General features: G+C 59.0%; 13 protein-coding genes and 2 pseudogenes. 7 read left to right on the forward strand and 8 right to left on the reverse strand.

Annotated elements, in window-relative coordinates; translation table 11 throughout:
• Nucleotides 1-163: 163 nt before the first annotated feature.
• Nucleotides 164-1,201: an alpha/beta hydrolase family protein gene (locus KZH41_RS14385; RefSeq protein WP_242155933.1), complete on the forward strand. Its 1,038-nt coding sequence runs from the start codon at nt 164-166 to the stop codon at nt 1,199-1,201.
• Here the strand turns inward: KZH41_RS14385 and KZH41_RS14390 are convergent.
• The 3 genes from KZH41_RS14390 to KZH41_RS14400 form a co-directional block, all read right to left on the reverse strand.
• Complete coding sequence (locus KZH41_RS14390; protein ID WP_094952466.1) at nt 1,195-2,370, reverse strand: MFS transporter; 1,176 nt, start codon at nt 2,368-2,370, stop codon at nt 1,195-1,197. The genes KZH41_RS14385 and KZH41_RS14390 overlap by 7 nt on opposite strands.
• Nucleotides 2,371-2,588: 218 nt before the next feature.
• Nucleotides 2,589-4,175, reverse strand: a complete 1,587-nt coding sequence (locus KZH41_RS14395; protein WP_026140064.1) for an ABC-F family ATPase — start codon at nt 4,173-4,175, stop codon at nt 2,589-2,591.
• A 142-nt stretch (nt 4,176-4,317) separates the two neighbouring features.
• Nucleotides 4,318-5,556 carry an MFS transporter gene (locus tag KZH41_RS14400; protein ID WP_263275043.1) on the reverse strand — a complete coding sequence of 413 codons (1,239 nt, stop codon included), beginning with the start codon at nt 5,554-5,556 and terminating at the stop codon, nt 4,318-4,320.
• Between the two features lie 152 nt (nt 5,557-5,708).
• Between KZH41_RS14400 and KZH41_RS14405 the strand changes: the two genes are divergently transcribed.
• Nucleotides 5,709-6,521: a class I SAM-dependent methyltransferase gene (locus tag KZH41_RS14405; protein ID WP_094952464.1), complete on the forward strand. Its 813-nt coding sequence runs from the start codon at nt 5,709-5,711 to the stop codon at nt 6,519-6,521.
• A 138-nt stretch (nt 6,522-6,659) separates the two neighbouring features.
• Here the strand turns inward: KZH41_RS14405 and KZH41_RS14410 are convergent, their stop codons facing one another.
• Nucleotides 6,660-7,046, reverse strand: coding sequence for a TIGR03067 domain-containing protein (locus KZH41_RS14410; protein WP_242155937.1), 387 nt, complete (start codon nt 7,044-7,046; stop codon nt 6,660-6,662).
• 290 nt (nt 7,047-7,336) lie between these two features.
• Between KZH41_RS14410 and lpxO the strand changes: the two genes are divergently transcribed.
• Nucleotides 7,337-8,236, forward strand: a complete 900-nt coding sequence (gene lpxO, locus KZH41_RS14415; RefSeq protein WP_094952483.1) for a lipid A hydroxylase LpxO — start codon at nt 7,337-7,339, stop codon at nt 8,234-8,236.
• Between the two features lie 25 nt (nt 8,237-8,261).
• Here lpxO and KZH41_RS14420 read toward each other — a convergent pair.
• Nucleotides 8,262-8,670: pseudogene (locus KZH41_RS14420) on the reverse strand (DNA polymerase ligase N-terminal domain-containing protein); the annotation flags it as partial.
• A gap of 47 nt (nt 8,671-8,717) precedes the next feature.
• Nucleotides 8,718-8,795 (reverse strand): annotated as a pseudogene (locus tag KZH41_RS14425) (hypothetical protein); the annotation flags it as partial.
• 184 nt (nt 8,796-8,979) lie between these two features.
• Between KZH41_RS14425 and KZH41_RS14430 the strand changes: the two are divergent.
• Nucleotides 8,980-9,294 carry a hypothetical protein gene (locus tag KZH41_RS14430; RefSeq protein WP_263275044.1) on the forward strand — a complete coding sequence of 105 codons (315 nt, stop codon included), beginning with the start codon at nt 8,980-8,982 and terminating at the stop codon, nt 9,292-9,294.
• A gap of 12 nt (nt 9,295-9,306) precedes the next feature.
• Nucleotides 9,307-10,464: a PQQ-dependent sugar dehydrogenase gene (locus tag KZH41_RS14435; RefSeq protein ID WP_094952461.1), complete on the forward strand. Its 1,158-nt coding sequence runs from the start codon at nt 9,307-9,309 to the stop codon at nt 10,462-10,464.
• 989 nt (nt 10,465-11,453) lie between these two features.
• Here the strand turns inward: KZH41_RS14435 and KZH41_RS14440 are convergent.
• Both KZH41_RS14440 and KZH41_RS14445 read right to left on the reverse strand, forming a co-directional pair.
• Complete coding sequence (locus tag KZH41_RS14440; RefSeq protein WP_094951126.1) at nt 11,454-11,933, reverse strand: DUF1348 family protein; 480 nt, start codon at nt 11,931-11,933, stop codon at nt 11,454-11,456.
• A gap of 55 nt (nt 11,934-11,988) precedes the next feature.
• Complete coding sequence (locus KZH41_RS14445; RefSeq protein WP_094951127.1) at nt 11,989-12,552, reverse strand: TetR/AcrR family transcriptional regulator; 564 nt, start codon at nt 12,550-12,552, stop codon at nt 11,989-11,991.
• A 124-nt stretch (nt 12,553-12,676) separates the two neighbouring features.
• Here KZH41_RS14445 and pssA point away from each other — a divergent pair, with 124 nt between their 5' ends.
• Both pssA and KZH41_RS14455 read left to right on the forward strand, forming a co-directional pair.
• Nucleotides 12,677-14,020: a CDP-diacylglycerol--serine O-phosphatidyltransferase gene (pssA, locus tag KZH41_RS14450; protein ID WP_263275045.1), complete on the forward strand. Its 1,344-nt coding sequence runs from the start codon at nt 12,677-12,679 to the stop codon at nt 14,018-14,020.
• 125 nt (nt 14,021-14,145) lie between these two features.
• Complete coding sequence (locus tag KZH41_RS14455) at nt 14,146-18,816, forward strand: hypothetical protein (RefSeq protein WP_263275046.1); 4,671 nt, start codon at nt 14,146-14,148, stop codon at nt 18,814-18,816.
• Nucleotides 18,817-18,854 lie beyond the last annotated feature (38 nt).

Genomic DNA, 18,854 nt, shown 5'->3' on the forward strand with positions numbered 1-18,854 from the left:
CGACCGGAGTACGGAGTTTTTTCGTTTGCCCGCTGTCACTACTTTGGCCCAGGTTATGCAGGCATGGGTTTATCACCCGGTGTGAGCACCTTGAACCATGGACTTTTCATACAGATATGCCGCGGGTGTTGAACGTGGTCACGCAGCAAAGGTGGACATCCCCATGATGCGTCTTTGTGCTGTTTTGGTACTCTCCCTGCTCGGTAGCCTGATTTCAGTGCACGCCGCCCCGGCGCCGCACCCGCATTGGAGTGTGGGTTTCCATCGCATGACCTTTCTCGACCCGCTGGACCAGCAGCCGATGAAAGCCATCGCGTTTTACCCGTCCACCGACGATGAGCACAGTACGCAATTGGGCGCCTATCACGTCGCCGCCGCTGAAGACTCCAAGGTCGCCATTGGCCGCTTCCCGATGCTGATGCTGTCCCACGGCAACACGGGCACACCGCTGGCCCTGCACGACCTGGCCACCTCACTGGCGCGCAAGGGTTTTGTGGTGGTGGCGGTGTTGCACCCCGGCGACAACTACAAGGACCACAGCCGCCTGGGCACCGTGAGCAACCTGTATGGTCGGCCGATCCAGATTTCCGAAGCGATCACCGCCACCCTCAGCGACCCAATGCTGTCGCCATTCGTCAATATCGACCAGGTGGGCGTGATCGGTTATTCCGCCGGCGGTGAAACCGCGTTGATTCTGGCCGGCGCCAAGCCGGATTTTGATCGCCTGCGCCGCTATTGCCAGGAGCGCCCGGAAGACCGCGACGCCTGCACCACCAAAGGTGAGCTGGTGGTCGACCGCGACGATTTGCAACCACAGGCCGACCCGCGCATCCACGCGTTGATGCTGATGGCGCCGTTGAGCCTGATGTTTGGCCGCCACACCTTGGCCGACGTGCATGTGCCGGTGCTGCTCTACAGCGGCGATGGCGACAAGCTGGTGGCCGTGGACAAAAACGCCGCCGCACTGGCGCGCAAGCTGCCGGAACCGCCGGATTTCAAACTGTTGGCCGGAGCAGGGCACTTTGTGTTCATGGCGCCGTGTGACAGCGATCAGTTGGTGGCCATGCCGGCCATCTGCACAGACGCCGATGGCGTCGACCGCGAAGGTATTCACCGCGACCTGATTTCAGAGGCAGGGCGGTTCTTCTCCCACACCCTCGGGCAAATGACCCGCGCCGGTTTGCAGACCGCCGATCAGTAAGCGCGGCGCTTGAGCAGTACGGTCAAGGCCAGCGCCGTGACCGACAACAGCGCGGCGCAAAAGAAGATCCAGCCGTAGCCGAGGTTCAGTGCCACGGCGCCCATCAACGGCCCGGCAATCGCCAAGGCTAGATCAAAAAACACCGCATACGCACTCAGCCCGGCGCCACGGCTGCTATTGGGCACTTGCTTGATGGCTTCTACGCCCAGCGCTGGGTACACCAACGACAAGCCAAAACCGGTCAGCCCGGCGCCGATCAACGCCACCCCGGTGGAGGGCGCCAGCCACAGCAGCGTCAGGCCCAGGGCTTCGATGGTCATGCAGGCAATCGCTGCGCTGAAACCGCCGAAGCGGCTGATGGCCGAGATAAACACCAGCCGTGACAGGATAAAACACGCGCCAAACACCGTGAGGCAGTACGCCGCCCCGGCCCAGCCGCGACTGAGGTAATACAGGGTGATAAAGGTGGTCAGCGTGCCGTAGCCAATTGAGGCCAAGCACAGGCTGGCGCCAAACGGCGCGATACGCCCGAACACCGCCCAGAACGGCAGCCGCTCGCCGCGTACCACCGGCACCGAAGGTTTATTACGGATCAGCACCAGGCCCAACGCTGCCAGCACCGTCAACGCGATGCCGAGGCTGGTGTAGCCATACTCGGCCACCATCACCACGCCCAGCGGCGCGCCAATGGCGATAGCACCATAGGAGGCGATGCCATTCCAGGAAATCGAGCGCGCCGTGTGTTCGGCGCCAACCGCCCCCATGCACCAACTGATGGTGCCCACGCCGATCAGGCCCTGGGCTACGCCGAGCAGCAGCCGGCCGACGATCAGGATGCCCAGGCTCAGGGCGGGCAGGCTTTCGACCAGCGTGGCGAAAAACGTCAGCACACCGCTGACCAAAATACCGGCCAGGCCCAGCACAATCGCGCGCTTGGTGCCGACGTTGTCGGACATGCGCCCGGCCATGGGCCGGCTGAGCAGGGTGGCCAGGTATTGCGAGCCGATGGTGATCCCGGCCACTACCGCGCTGAAGCCCAGTTGCTCGTGCACATAGCCCGGGATGACCGCGATCGGCAGGCCGATGCAGATAAAGGCGATGAAGGTATAGAAGACGATGGAGACGATCTGCAAAGTGATCGACATTGAGCTGGGGGCGACGGCAGGCATGGTCACTCGTTCGCGGGCGGGCGGTGACGGCATGATGGCAAGGGCGTGGGGGGAAAGGAAGCAGGCTAACTAGTTTGTTTGATAGGCCACGTTGGGCTGCGCAGCAGCCCCAATAAAAAACACCGCGTTCTGCCTGACAGAACGCGGTGTTTGATTTTAGGGCCGCTTCGCAGCCCAACGCAGGGCAAGCCCGCTCGCCACAACTGCAGTGGCGTTGCTTAGAACACCACGCCTTGGCTGCGCAGGTAGTCATCATAGGTGCCGCTGAAGTCGATCACACCGTTGGCGCTCAACTCGATGATGCGGGTGGCCAGGGACGATACGAACTCGCGGTCGTGGCTGACGAAGATCAGCGTGCCCGGGTAGTTTTCCAGCGCCAGGTTCAGCGCTTCGATGGATTCCATGTCCAAGTGGTTGGTCGGTTCGTCCATGATCAGCACGTTCGGCTTTTGCAGGATCAGCTTGCCGAACAGCATGCGGCCTTGCTCACCACCGGAGATGACCTTGACCGACTTGAGGATCTCGTCGTTGGAGAACAGCATGCGGCCCAAAGTACCGCGAATCACTTGCTCGCCTTGGGTCCACTGGCCCATCCAGTCGAACAGGCTCATGTCGTCTTCGAAGTCGTGGGCGTGGTCCTGGGCGTAGTAGCCCAGTTCTGCGGCGTCGGTCCACTTGATGCTACCGGCATCCGGCGTCAGTTCGTTGACCAGGGTGCGCAGCAGGGTGGTCTTGCCGATACCGTTCGGGCCGATGATCGCTACGCGCTCGCCGGCTTCAACCTGGAAGCTGAAGTCCTTGAACAGTGGCTTGCCGTCGAAGCCTTTGGCCATACGATCGACGATGACCGCCTGGCGGTGCAGCTTTTTGGTTTGTTCGAAACGGATGAACGGGCTCACACGGCTCGAAGGCTTGACCTCGGCCAGCTGGATCTTGTCGATCGCCTTGGCGCGGGACGTGGCCTGCTTGGCTTTCGAGGCGTTGGCCGAGAAGCGGCTGACGAACGATTGCAGCTCGGAGATCTGTGCTTTCTTCTTGGCGTTGTCCGACAGCAGTTGCTCGCGGGACTGGGTCGCCACGGTCATGTACTCGTCGTAGTTGCCCGGGAACAGGCGCAGCTCGCCGTAGTCCAGGTCAGCCATGTGGGTGCACACGCTGTTCAGGAAGTGACGGTCGTGAGAGATGATGATCATCAGGCTCGAACGCTGGGTCAGGATGTTTTCCAGCCAGCGGATGGTGTTGATGTCCAAGTGGTTGGTCGGTTCGTCGAGCAACAGCACTTCAGGGTCGGAGAACAACGCCTGGGCCAGCAATACCCGCAGTTTCCAGCCTGGGGACACTTCGCTCATCGGGCCGAAGTGTTGTTCCAGGGGAATACCCAGGCCCAGCAGCAGCTCACCGGCACGTGATTCGGCGGTGTAGCCGTCCATTTCGGCGAACTCGGTTTCCAGCTCGGCCACGGCCATGCCGTCGTCTTCGCTCATTTCCGGCAGCGAGTAGATACGGTCGCGCTCAGCCTTGACCTTCCACAGCTCTTCGTGGCCCATGATCACGGTGTCGAGCACGGTGAATTCTTCGTAGGCGAACTGGTCCTGGCGCAGTTTACCCAGGCGTACGTTCGGCTCGAGCATGACCTGGCCGCCGGACGGATCAAGGTCGCCGCCGAGGATTTTCATGAAGGTCGACTTGCCGCAACCGTTGGCACCGATCAAACCATAACGGTTGCCGGCGCCGAATTTGACCGAGACATTCTCGAAGAGCGGCTTGGCGCCGAACTGCATGGTGATGTTAGCTGTGGAGATCAATTACTTTACCTATCAATGGGTTGCGAGCGTGGCGGCAGGAGCCTTCAGGCATGCGTCAACAGCGACATCAAGGCGCGAAACCCGGTCGCTGAGCAGAAAATTTTGGATGTGTGTTGGAATTTGGCGCGCATTGTCGCATATGTCAGGCGACAGTTGTAATGCGCGCGAACGATGGTTTCGTCAATGTCTCCGGCATCGCCAGCCATAACAGCGCCAGGGCCGCCGCCGCGACGCCCGCCAGGGTCAGGAACGCCGCGTTGTAGCCCGCTTGCTGCACCACGAAACCAGCCAGGCTGCTGCTCAGTGCCGCGCCCAGGCCAAACACCGTGGACAGTGCGCCCAGGCTGACGTTGAAGCGGCCGGTGCCTTGGGTCAGGTCCTTGACGATCACTGGGAACAGCGCGCCGAAAATCCCCGCGCCGATGCCATCGAGCATCTGCACGGCGACCAGCCAATAAGGGTCGCTGGACAAGGTATACAACACGCCACGCAGCGGCAAAATCATGAACCCGGCCAGCAACAACGGCTTGCGCCCCCACACGTCAGCTTTGCTGCCCACCAGCCAGGCCATCGGCACCATCACCACTTGCGCGGCGACGATGCAGGCCGAGGTCAGCGGCGTGGCCATGTGCAGGTTGATCTGCGCCAGCTTCTGGCTGACCAGCGGCAGCATCGCGGCATTCGCCAGGTGGAACAGCGCGCAGCAGATCGCGAACAGTAGCAACGGGCGATTGGCCAGCAGCACCTTCACGCCGGAGGGCTGTTCGTGTTCGTGGGCGTGAGCGGGGTCAAAGCCCCGCGCGGCATCGTGGTCAATCGCCGACGCTGATACACAACTGACCGCCACGACACTGGCGATCGCCATAAATGCCATCAGGTAAAACACCACCACTGGGCCGAACAGATATGCCAGGCCGCCCGCCAGCAGCGCCGCTACGGCGTTGCCGGCGTGGTTGAAGGTTTCGTTGCGCCCGGTGCGGCGGGTGAAGGCGCGTGGCCCGGTAATTCCCAAGGAAATGGCCGAAATCGCCGGAGCAAACACTGAAGCGGCGATGGCACTGGCCGCCTGGGTCAACGCCACCCAACTGAATGAGCTGACAAACGGCAGTACCAGGCAACTGACGGTGACAAGAACGGCCGCCACCGCGATCACCGCGCGTTTGCTGCGCGTGCGGTCGATCAGCGCCCCCGCCGGGCCTTGGGTGAGCAAGGCGGCGATGCCCGCCAGAGTCATGACCACGCCGATGCTGGCCGGGTCCCATTGGTGCACGGCCAGCAGGTAAATCGCCAAGTAGGGGCCGAGGCCGTCGCGGACATCCGCCAGGAAGAAATTCAAGCTGTCCAAGGACAAGGTATTGCGCAGGTCGGAGTGATTGGCCATAGCGCTGCCTTCGACAAGGGTGCTCAGGGCGAACACTCAATGGGCTAGTGACCTACAGGCTTGGATAGAAGTTTCGCCGCCACAGAGGGTTTCTTCTGACAGGCAATTGGCTTATTTTCCGAAGCCCGCTGTACTGACTCTCTGGAGAAGCAATGGACATGCCCTCAGCCCAACAGGCCATCGCCAGCAACAAAGACGCCTGGGACGCCTCCGCCAAGCTGCACAAAGACACCGCCACCTGGAACGCGCTGCTCGAATCGGTCGCCCAGCCAGGCTTTTCATGCCTTGACCCGACCATCACCGCGTTGCTGCAAGACGTCGGCGTGGCCGGCAAAGACGTGATTCAGCTGTGCTGTAACAATGGGCGTGAAAGCCTATCGTTGTTCGGCCTGGGCGCACGCAGCGTGGTGGGTGTCGACCAATCCCGCGCTTTTCTGCAGCAAGCGCAGGAACTGGCCGAGGTGTCGCCGCATAACCCTGAATTTGTTGAAGCCGATGTCCATCATCTGCCTGAACACTTGCACGGTCGGTTTGATGTCGCGCTGGTGACCATTGGCGTACTGAACTGGATGCCGGATGTGGCGCTGTTTATGCGCCATGTGGCGAGTGTGCTCAAGCCCGGCGGCACGCTGGTGATCTACGAAACTCATCCGTTTTTGGAAGTGTTTGATCCCAAGGCGGCAAACCCATTGTTGCCCGTCAGCTCGTATTTCCAGCGCGACCCCTTCGTGCTGCAGCAGTCGATTGTTTACGAAGGGCAGGCAGATATTGCCGGGCCGACGTCCTATTGGTACGTGCATACCCTGGGCAGCGTGGTGAGCGGGGCGATTGCGGCGCACTTGCAGATTGAGCACTTGCAGGAGTACCCGCATTCCAATCGCGAGGAATTGTATGACCAGTACGAGCATCAGCCGGCGCAACTGCCACTGTGCTTTACCTTGACCGCCACCCAGCGCCGCACCTGAGCGGCTTTCCCGCGCGCAAAAAAAAGGCCCGCCAAGAGAGGCGGGCCAAGTGATTCACTGGAGTAGGTAGGCTTCACCCCATAGGCCAAGAAGTGAAGGCCATGTGAAAACCTTGTCGCACGTTCGGAGGGGCGCGGATCAGCCTTTGCGCACAAAGCTGCGCATGGTTTGCCCTGGCCCGGTACTGAACACGGTCGGCCGGGGCATGCCTTCATCGGCGGCAATAAACACGAAATCATCCCCTTCCAGGCGATAGCTGGCGGGCAATTGCTTGCCGGCGTCTTCGCCGATTGAATCCACCCAGGTAATGCTTTTTGGCGTGGTGCTGCTGTCCAGGGAAAAGCGACCGGCCAGCAATACCTCGCCGTTCGTCGTGCGCACTTCGAAACAGTCACCGGTGATGGTAGTCAGGGCGCCCGGCGCGCTGTGGGCGTCGATGGGGTTGAGCACGCCACTGTCTTCGAGTGCGGTTTGTTCCCAGGTGCCTTGCAGGGCTTGATGATCGGTGTGTAACAGAGCTGACATACAAATTCCATTTTGTTGAAGGTGGTTTCTTACAGTGCACCACGCAGGCGGCGGCGAGACAAGCGCGTGTGTTGATCCAGCACAATGACTGGACAGCTTTTCACAATTCTTAGTTAACCTTTGGTTACAAACTGTGGCTAAATAACTGCCAATAGTCATGAACCGGTGAGCGCTTTGCCGGTCGTGTCGCTTATCTGTGAATTGTGATTTCAGGTGCTGCTTATCCAATCCTCGGCCGTTGTGGGCACGCAGGAGCAGCCTGTTCTCTCTACTGACTTGTGACGAATCCCTTGAAACTCATCATTGTTGCTCTCTACGTCGCCTCCATTGCGTATGTTCACCTGCGTGGTCGGGTGCGACACAAACTGGGCCGCCAGCTTAGTGATCACTCGACGTTCCTGGCGCCGATCAATTGCTTCCTGTATTTGTTCTCCAAGCAGCCGAGCCGTCCATTCCTGTCGCCTGCCGACTTCCCGGACCTGAGCCCGCTGCAGGAACACTGGGAAGAAATCCGCCAGGAAGGCCAGAACCTGATGCGTATGGGCGAGATCAAGCGCTCGGACCAGTACAACGATGTGGGTTTCAATTCGTTCTTCAAGTCCGGCTGGAAGCGTTTCTACCTCAAGTGGTACGGCGACAGCCACCCGTCGGCGATGAAGCTGTGCCCGCGCACCACTGAACTGGTGCAGAGCGTCGGCTCGATCAAGGCGGCGATGTTCGCCGAATTGCCCCCGGGCTCCAAGCTGGTGCGCCACCGCGACCCTTACGCCGGTTCCTACCGCTATCACTTGGGGTTGGATACGCCTAACGGTCCTGGCTGCTACATCAACGTGGATGGCGAAAGCTATTACTGGCGCGACGGCGAACCGGTGATGTTTGATGAGACCTACATTCATTACGCGGAAAACACCACGCAGCAGAACCGCATCATCCTGTTCTGCGACATTGAGCGCCCGATGAAGTACCGCTGGGCGGCGGCGTTCAACCGCTGGTTCAGCCGCAACGTAATGGCGGCGGCTGGCTCGCCCAATAATGACGGTGACAAGACCGGCGGCCTGAACCGTGCGTTTACCCGCCTGTACAAGATTCGCCTGCGCGGCAAAGAGCTGAAGAAGCGCAATCGTGCACGCTACTACTTGGAAAAGTGGGCGATTTTTGCAGGCTTGGCACTGATCTTCATCCTCATCTGAAACGCTAGGGCGCGAATCACTGTGCTGGCTTGCCGACCCAAGCGTCGCTGAGCACGCTTTTGGGCTGCTCCTCAACGATGTCGTCGTCGCGCGGGCCGCGCTTGCGGGTCCTTTTCCTTGATCAGTAACCATTGCTCCTTGTCGCCGCTGCCTTTGCGGCGGGTGCGCACCAAGGCCCAATCGCCGGCGAGTTTTTCGCCGACCAAGGTGAATTTGAGTTTGCCGGCGGCATAGGCCAAGTGCGGGTCGTCATGCGGTTGCCACACGCCACGGTCCCACACAATCACATCGCCTGCGCCGTATTGGCCTGCTGGGATGCTGCCCTCGAAATTGCCAGAGCTCAGCGGGTGTTCTTCCACGTGCACCGCCAGGCGTTTCTGGGTCGGGTCCAGGCTTGGGCCTTTAGGCACCGCCCAGTTTTTAAGCACGCCATCGGGTCCATGCTGCGTTTGTCCAGCCAATCAAAATCAACGCCTTGCTAGGACGTGGCTGAGACCAGTGATACCGGGATATGGACCAAGCCGAAACGGATGGCGCCTTTCCAGATTGCCTTTGGCATGCCTGCGTTTCCTTGAGAAGAGACTGTGTTCGGGCGACTCGCGGGCGCCGAAAAAAGTTTCGGCGGGCAGATGCGCGGACAGATTGTGTTACACCTGATGAGAAACTATTTAGTGTCGAAAGCCGAACCCAAGGCGTAGCGTGTTATCGAAAGCACGTACCACTCGCCCTAGAGAGGCTTTGTCATGAACAGTTGTGTGCGTCATCTCGCAGTACTGGCGTTGGGCCTGGCGCTCACGCCATTGGCCCAGGCGCAAAGCCTGCCCGGCAGAAGCGATGCCAACAACAGCCCAATTCACCGGGCCAACCCCAACAGCATGCAGGGCACGCAGCCCAATGCGCCGGCGGTTCGCGGTATCCAGACCGGCCCGACCAGCCCCGCACCGACCGTGGAAAACGGCGGCATCGGCAACCGCTATCCAACGCGCAATGCCGCCCCCAGCCGTCCCACCACCGAAACCAAAGCCCCCACCTATGATGCCAACGGCAATCGCCGGTAAGGATTCCGTCTTATGTTTCTACGCAAAACCCTGCTAGCCGCTATTTGCGCAACCACGCTGCTGCCACTGGCGGCGGTTTACGCCGCCGACGCCCAGCAATTCCCCAGTGAGCAAGGCAGCATCACCGCGACCCCGATCGTCAAAGGCCTGGACCATCCCTGGGCGGTGGCGTTTCTGCCGGATAAACAAGGCTTTTTGGTGACTGAGCGCCCAGGCCATCTGCGCTTTGTGAGCGCGGACGGCAAGTTGTCCGCACCCTTGACCGGCGTGCCGCAGGTATGGGCCAAAGGGCAGGGCGGCTTGCTCGATGTGGTGCTGTCGCCGGGCTTCAAGGAAGACCGTATGGTCTACCTGTCGTACGCCGAAGGTGGCGGCGAGGGTGGCAAAGCCGGCACCGCCGTGGGGCGTGGGCGGTTGGCCGATGATTTGAGCGGCTTGAAGGATTTTAAGGTGATCCTGCGCCAGGAGCCCAAGCTGTCCACCGGTAACCACTTCGGCTCGCGCCTGGCGTTTGACCGTGATGGCTACCTGTTCGTGACCCTCGGCGAGAATAATGATCGGCCGACGGCCCAGGACCTGGACAAGCTGCAAGGCAAGGTGGTGCGCATCTTCCCGGATGGCCGCGTGCCGGATGACAACCCTTTTGTCGGCCAGCAGGGCGTACGCCCGGAAATCTGGTCGTATGGCCAGCGCAACCCGCAGGGGCTGGCACTGAACCCGTGGAGCGGTACGATCTGGGAAAACGAACATGGGCCACGCGGCGGCGATGAAATCAACATCATCGAACGCGGTAAGAACTACGGTTGGCCGCTGGCGACCCATGGCATCAATTATTCCCTGACACCGATTCCCGAAGCCAAAGGCAAGACGGTGGAAGGCACGGTGGCACCGCATCACGTCTGGGAGAAATCACCGGCCATCAGTGGTATGGCGTTTTATGACGCCGACCGGTTCAAGGCGTGGCAGCACAATTTGTTTATAGGTGCGCTGGCCAGTCAGGAGTTGATTCGTTTGCAGTTCGATGGCGATAAAGTGATCCATGAAGAACGCTTGCTCGGCGGTTTGAAAGCACGGATCCGCGATGTGCGGCAGGGGCCGGATGGGTTTTTGTATGTACTGACGGATGAGGATGACGGTGTGTTGTACCGGGTAGGTCTGAACCAGGATTGAATGTGGAAATGGGCTCGTGTGGGCGCTGGCTTGCCTGCGATATAGACAGACTCGGTCTGTCAAGTTCACCGAGGCGATGCTATCGCAGCATAGGTATCTACACATCTTTTTATGGGTTGAGTTCTTTGGTTGTCGCGGGGCGCTGGGTACATATCCGTTATTTGGGTGATGGCTGATATGGGTTCCGCTCTTACAGCGGGTCACTTTTGGAAAGGAGCCCCAAAAGTAACCAAAGGGCTCTTGCCCCACCACTCGGCACCTCGCTTAGGCTCGGTGTGCCCTCACTCCGGCTTTGGACCGTGGGCCGCCGCCATGGGCCATCCTTGGCCCATCGCGGCTAAACCGGCGTCCTGCCGGTTTACCCCCGCTCCAAAGCCTGCGTTCGGCCAGCGTGGTTTAACGGGGCGCCTAAGATCAAGATCAAAAGCAAGATCAAAAGCAAGAGCACGGCGGCCTGGTAGCCGACCTGATCTTGGAGGCTGAACTCAATCTAATGTGGGAGCTCATTACATCAGCTAGATAGGGTGGTGCTCTGCTTCTGCTCTGCTTCTGCCTTGCTTTTGCTTCAACCACTCAGGTCGGCTACTAGGCCGCCGTGCTCTTGCTTTTGATCTTGATCTGAGGCGCCCCGTTAACCACGATGGCCGAACGCAGGCTTGAATCCGTGGGTAACCCGGCAGGACGCCGGGTTAGCCGCGATGGGCCAAGGATGGCCCATGGCGGCGGCCCACGGATTCAAGCCTTCGTTCTGGCATGCCGAGCCTAGGCGAGGCACCGAGTGGTGGGGCAAGAGCCCTTTGGTTACTTTTGGGGCTCTTTTTCCAAAAGTGACCCGCCGTAAGGGCGGAACCAATAGTCGCCGTTACCGCAGCAACGGATATGTACTCAATCTACCTAAACCATCGCAGGCTAAAAGCAACACAAAAAGTTGCGTAGATACCTATGACTATCGCAGGCAAGCCAGCTCCCACAGGGTGACCGGGCAGCGCTTAAAGCCCCAGCTCAGACAACCCAGGATGATCATCCGGGCGCCGACCCAGCGGCCAATGAAACGTGCGCTCGCTTTCCTTGATCGGCAGGTCATTGATGCAGGCAAAACGGTTGGCCATCAGGCCGTTCTCGTCGAATTCCCAGTTCTCATTGCCATAGGAGCGGAACCAGTTGCCGGAATCATCGTGCCACTCGTACGCATAACGCACGGCGATACGGTTACCGGTAAAGGCCCACAACTCCTTGATCAAGCGATAGTCCAGTTCCTTGGCCCATTTGCGGGTGAGGAACCCTTTGGCTTCTTCACGGTTATGCGCGAATTCCGCACGGTTACGCCACTGGGTGTCGAGGGTGTAGGCCAGGGACACCCGTTGCGGGTCGCGGGAGTTCCAGCCGTCTTCGGCCAGGCGAACTTTCTCAATAGCCGACTCACGGGTAAACGGCGGCAGCGGCGGGCGTACTTCTGCGTTAGATGACATGGGAACTGCTCCAGAGAACAATAAGGTTTTGGCCAACGTTGTGTGGCCTGTGCGTTCAAAGTGCCAATAACGTGCGCGCCATGCCTTGCGCATTATCAGCGGCGGTTGAATCGCCCATGACCAGGGCAACGGTAATGGCGCCATCGATCAGGATCAGCAGCTGCGCGGCCTGCCGTTCGGGGTCGGGGGTGCCATGTGCTTTGCACAGTTGGAGTGTGTACTCGAACAGTTTCTGTTTATGCGCCTTGGCCAGCAGGCGTACCGGGTTTTGCGGGTCGCCGGTTTCACCACTGGTGTTGATAAAGGCGCAACCGCGAAAGTCCGCCGAGCCAAACCAAGCCTTCAGGGCGCTGAACAGTGCCAGCAAACGCTCGCCACTGCCTTCGCTGCGCTCCACTTCGCCGCGCAACCACTGCATCCAACGCTCGTCACGGCGTTGCAAGGCGGCAATCACCAACTCGTCTTTGTTGGCGAAGTAACGGTAAATACTTTTGCGCGAGACCCCGGCGGTTTTTACCAGCAGGTCCATGCCGGTGGCGGCGATGCCATGGCGATAGATCAACTTCTCGGTGACGTCGAGGATAATGTCGCGGGTTTCATTGAGGGGCATGTCATTCATGCTGCCTACAGTAGAATGATCGTTCTCCTTGGTCAATTAACTTTTCCGCTCTTCGCCGACAAGACCTGAGCTGCCCCATGGTGTAAGCTCTGGTCCTCTTCGGATTCGACCCATTGCGAGCCCTATGCCGTCGTTCTTCAAACGCTCCCTGTTGCCCAAACTGCGCGGTTTTCCACTGACTCCCGAGGCCATCGAGGTGCTGTCCGGCGCTGCTGCGTTTCGTCGTTGCCTGCTGGAAAAAATCCCCCAGGCCACCCGGCGCATCTACATTGTCGCGCTGCACCTGCAGCAGGACGAAGCCGGCCAGGAGATCTATGACGCCTTGCACGCCGCCAAGGCCGCACGGCCCGAACTCGACATTGTGGTGGTGGTTGACTCGCTGCGCGCACAGCGCGGGTTGATCGGCGCCGGTAAGCAGCCGGGTAACAGCGCCTGGTATCAGGCCATGACTCAATCCCATGCCAGTGAAGTGCCGGTGTACGGTGTGCCGGTGCAGACCCGCGAGCTGTTCGGCGTGTTGCACCTCAAGGGCTTTGTGATTGACGACAGCGTGCTGTACAGCGGCGCCAGCCTGAACAACGTGTATCTGCACAAGTTCGACAAGTACCGCTATGACCGTTATCACCTGATCCATAGCCAACCGCTGGCTGATTCCATGCAGCACCTGGTGGAGCACGGCCTGATCACCTCCAATGCGGTGCATCGCCTGGACCTGCCGAACCCGCCCACCACCCGCAGCCTGCGCAATGATATCGGCGACCTGCGCAGCCGCCTCAAGCATGCGGCCTACGACACCACTACCGGGCTGCTGCCCAACGGGCACATGTCGGTGAGCCCATTGCTGGGTGTCGGCAAGAACAACCCGCTGAACCGGGTGATCCTCGAACTGATCGCCAGTGCCCAGCACCAGTTGACCATCTGCACGCCGTACTTCAACTTGCCGCTGCCGGTGACCCGGGAAATCAACCGCGCCCTCGCGCGCGGCGTGAAGGTTGACATCGTCGTCGGCGACAAGACCGCCAACGACTTCTACATCCCGCCCAGCGAGCCGTTCAAGGTGATCGCGGCGCTGCCCTATTTGTATGAAATCAGCCTGCGCCGCTTCGCCAAACGCCACCAGCCGATGATCGAAAGCGGCCAGTTGAACCTGCACCTGTGGCGTGATGGCGACAACACTTATCACCTCAAGGGTCTGTGGGTCGACCAGCGCTACACCTTGCTCACTGGCAACAACCTCAACCCGCGGGCGTTCCGCCTCGACCTGGAAAACGCCTTGCTGATCGATGACCCGCAAGGCCAGTGGCTGGGGCCACGGCGTACTGAGCTGGCGCAGATTTTCCAGCACACCACGCGCATCGAGCGTTACCAGCAACTGCAGACGCTGGTGGATTATCCGCAAGCGGTCGGCAAGTTTCTGCGACGGGTCAGCCGGGTGCGGATCGAGCGGTTGCTTTACCGCATCTTGTAACTCCCTGGTTTCGCCGACCCTGTTCAGAATCCTCCTACGTCCTTGATTGGGGCGCCTTTGTAATCTGCCGGTGGACGGTTCTTAGGGACAAGAACTCTTGCGATCAATCGTGAAGAGAACTTGAAATGTCGACAAATATTACAAATCGCTTGACCACGGCTGATTACTTTTCGACTGGTCGCGATGGCGACACGGTAACCCTTAAACCCGTCATTGATCCAAGCCCTTCGGGTCGGGTCGGCGAAGCTGAAAATTCAACGGTTACAGGCTCACCACGGCAGTGGGCAGGGCAGTTGGCGCAAGTCAGGCTTGGCCAGCCCTTTACACGCGAAAGGCGCGCAATTGCTTCAGCCAGCTTTCACAGTCCGGCTGAAGCAGAGCTAAAAAGTCCGGGTTTTCCAGCGTCAGAAGCCGCGAAAAAAGCTGATGAGCGACTGCAAAAAAACCTCGTTCGATGGCTAATTACCAGCGTCCCCACTCAGCGCACAATTCCTAACAACTCCTCGATCAAACCCTTCATTGATGCCTTCAACGACGCAGTGCGCGCGCCACAGGTGATGGCCTGGTTCAGTTCCAAAGGTTTGGATTTATCGACAGTGCGTGTTTTCAGCGATGCGGTTGAAGGCACGGTGATTGAAAACGGTGAGAAAATCACGCGAAGGTTCACCTTTACCGACGGATTCGGTTGGGGGGCCGTCGGCGCAAAAGTAGCCGAAGCTGTGAGCAGGCTAAGCCCTGATAATTATGGGGTTCTGCTGCCGGATATGAACACGGGGGAGTTTCGCTCCATCGACGCGATTCTTGATTTTTACGCTGTGGCACCACCGAGCAACCCAGAAGAGCGCGCCGCGCTTGGCAAACAGCTTAGAAAGCAGGGCTGGCCGCCGATAAGCGAAGCCAAACGTAACCTATGGCGCGGGAAGTTCAACGAACTTGTGCGGGCCAACAGTGATATCAATGACCGCATTCACACGACGTCACAACTGCAGACGCTGGTTCAAGGCAAGGGAGAGGGTGAAACGCTCGACCTGGGTGGTCAGCTCGCAGTCGTTAGTACAGGGTCGACGCTGACGTCGCTCAGTCAGGATATACGTGAGTTCTTTGTCAATTGGCTGGCGAGGCCAGCGTTCAAGACGTTCATTGATAAGTCCGGGCTTGGCCGTGAAGACAGCGTTTACAGGGTATCCGATGGCAACCTTGAAATACGCGACAGCGCTAACAAATGGCGACCTCTGCAACGCGCTCTTGAGGATGAGATCAGTAAGGTTCAGGTAGGCGGTAGTGCCGCTGATCAAACGGCTATCACGACCCTTAGTAACGATTTTCAGCGGCTCGTGGCGTTGAGCAAATCCACCGGTAACGCCCTATATTCGCGTCCCATGTACGATGTGCGTCAGGTCCTGGCGTATTCCGGGCTTGGGGCACCCAGTACGGTTGCGCAAGTGAAGTCGGCCATCGCCTCGCTTTCCGATACTGTGCCGCCCTCGTCGAACGCTGCAGAGCCTGTCTTTTTCGAGTCCTCTAAGGCCTCTTCAAACGCCGATCGATTACTCCAGTTATCGCTGGGTGGCTCAGCCTTGATGAGTGTGGCAGACAAGAACGTCCAGCTCCTGCCCGGCACCACTATTTTTCCCCTCTACGATGCCTACCGCGCGGCGTTTAATACGCTGGAACTCAAAGCTTGGTTCCTGAGCAAGGGCATGGCGTTGTCGTCGGTGGTTATCAAGCCTGACTCGGTCAGTGGCATGGTCACTCGTAACGGTGTAACGAGTATGAAAACCTTCACCACCAGTGATGGATCGGGCTGGTGGCAAGCCAGTACAACGTTGCGTATTGCTGCGCAGGGCCTTGACCCTCGGGGGAGGGGCATACCGTATGCCAGCGATGATAACGACGGCTTTTCCCGTGATGTGATTCTGCGGTGGTATGGCGTGCAGCCTCCGGCCAGCGATGGCAAATTGACGCGGGCCAAGCATGATCTATTGAAGGCCGATTGGTTCGCGTTGCCACCGGCTAAAAAAGCTGAGCGTGAGCGTCGCGTGGAAACGAGTCTGAAGGCTATTGACTCGCTGGATCAGCGCGCCCAGATGACAACCATCCTTACAACGCTTATCGCAGACAAGCCCGATGGCGAAGCGGTTGCACTGCGAGGTATCAAGGTGCCAATCAACAGCGCCTCGGCGCAGGCTCGGATCGGCGCCACTGAGGTGCAAATCGAAGACCTCCTGCGAGCCCACGGGATGGCGCCGCCAAAGACCGTGGGGGCATTGCGTAATATCGTGCAATGGCTCACCGCGACATTAGCGCCGCCTCCGCCCCAGGGAAACTACTCCCAGCTACTATCGAGCGATTGGGCGCCAGGGTACTTGTCTGCCGCTGACAAAACGTATTTGGCCCATTTGAGCGATGAAGATTCGCCGCGTAGTCCGAACACGTCCAGCCTCCTGCGTGTGCTGGATGTGGGCGGGATTCTTGAGAAAAAACCACTCGATGTTTTGCGTAATCAGGCGGATCGCTTCTTGGATAAGCTACTCGGCAGTCGCGTGGCGAGGCAGTGGGGCGACGAGATCGCCGGCAAGCGGAATTTTCGCGGGGCCTCGGGAACAACCCAACTGACAGCCCAGGAAAGCGCGCAATGGGTCATTGCCGCGGTAAAGCTGCAGATAGATCCTGACAGCCCTGGGCGCCCAGGAACAGTCGCCGGGTTTGATATCTATCAGGCAGGCAACAGCGGAAAAAGCATGGCCCAGCTGCGGGCGGATATCGAAGCCCACCTCATGAAAAACAAGCGGCTCGACCCCAAGGCTGCGGCGCTGGTTGCCCATCTATTCCTGGCAAGCGCGGCGCCTGAGCTTCTCGTAAGGGACATCCCAGCCACCCTGCGCGTGGGCTCCATGGAATGGTCCGACCTGCGCCTGGGCGTTGCAATGGCAGAGCGCCTGGGTGGTGCAGGGAGTTCGCGGGCCATGAGTTATAAGGAAATCATGAGCTTCAGCCGCCTGTCGCCTCGAACGGAGCAGGAAGCGGCTGTGTTGGATAACTATGGGGTCGACATATTGATGGAGTGGGGCCTGATGCAGGGGCTTTACACCAAGGCGGCGGACGGTCGATACACACCGCAGCAGCATGAGCTGGCTGCTAAAGCCTTCGATGACCAACGCAAGCAACTTGTACACGCTCTGAAGATGTTTGTTGTACCGGTGCCGAATCGAAAAGACTTGGCGATGACGCATTTGCAAAAGGAGTTTGCGAACCTCAGCGTTGAACAGTTGTTAGCTCTGAGGGTAGGCGTTGCAAGCCAGAAAGAGCGTCGCAACATGAAGGGGTCTGAACCGACGACTCGCTCTTTGGTGGAAACGTACATGACCGGCGATCTTAAAAAGGGTTGCTGGATGCTGCTGGCTCCAGGCGAGGAGGTGCCTCAACCGCCCAAGCAAACAAGCCCGTTTGACTTTAACCGAGGCCTGAGCAAGGACGACCAAGCGGCTGTTGATAAAAATGTTGTGGTCTTGAACGCCAAGATTGCCAACTTACCCAATATAGAGGACCTATTGCCCGGCGAAGTTGACACCTACTTGAACAACCTGAAGGAAGGTTTGAGCACTGTCACGAAGCGTATGATTGCGGACCTGAGTTTGCCTGACCGCCAGGCCCTGGAGTTTGGTGAAGTCAAGCTGTTTACCTTGCGCGAGCAAGTCGATCTTGTGCCTACGTTGGATCAGACAGCTGAGCAACGCGAGGAACGGCGAGGGCGAAAAGGGACATTGATAAGCAGCAAGTACGAGGGAACGACCCGCTATTTTGAAGTGTTCCCGGATAAGATGCTGATCGTCAAACGCGGCGATCTTCCAGAACATTTGACCCTGGACGGTAGCCTGGAAAATGTTCCCAAGACTTATGGGCCGTGGGCGCCCACCATCACTCAATTGCAAAACGGGGCTGTGGAATCGTTTGATTTCAAAGCCTACAGTTCCAGCGCGTCTCCTCGGCCTGGTGCGACGTCGCCCGGCATTATCATCGAACAACTGGGTGGCACGTTGCAGGCCCCACCTGAACACGCCGGCGCGCCAACCGTTGTGCCCGACAGTTTTGCATCAGCTCGAACCCAGTCGATTGTCGAACGGATAATGCAGGGCAATTTTGTTCATCACCGCGACACCGTCTTGAAGGCTGCCAAGGGTGAGTTACCGCTGGAGGAACAGCGCACGCTGTTGAGCAACAACAAGAGCATTCTGTTGAGCATGATCCCCTTTGTAGGCGCGATGATGGATTTCTCTAATGGCAAATTTGTCGAAGGTACGAAAGGGCTGATTGTCGATACAGCAGGCGCCTTAATAGGTGGCGCAGCGTCCAGCTTGAAACCTTTAATAAAGTCCACAAAAGTCATTGCTCCCTTCGGAGCCAAGGCTTTTCAAGTACTGGAAAAGGGTGTGGTCACCGTCAGTGCTTTTTTAAACCCGCTGGATGGTTCGGCGGATCTGTTGGTAGCCGGTACAAAAGGCATCTTGGCGTTGCCTAAATTGTTGGCCAAGAGCCCGCAGTTGGATGCGTTGGCCGCGCTGGGTGCCGTGGAGGAAAAGTTGCGCACCTACCTTGCGGTGAGTAGCGGCGTTAAAAAGGCGGGGAAGGCCTCAAAAACTGGCCTGCAGTCTGTCTCTTCCGAAGGAGAAAAAAAGAAGGGCGATGGTACGACGACGCAGGTCGATGGATTTTTGTACGTCATTAACCCGAGAACAGGTTTACCGATGGGCACGCCGCTGGATGTCTCTAATCCGCTGAGCATGATAAAAGCCTAAGGCAACGCCCCAAGTTCCCGGCCGCCTTAATGGCGGCA

Source organism: Pseudomonas sp. YeP6b (assembly GCF_025642995.1).
GTDB lineage: Bacteria > Pseudomonadota > Gammaproteobacteria > Pseudomonadales > Pseudomonadaceae > Aquipseudomonas.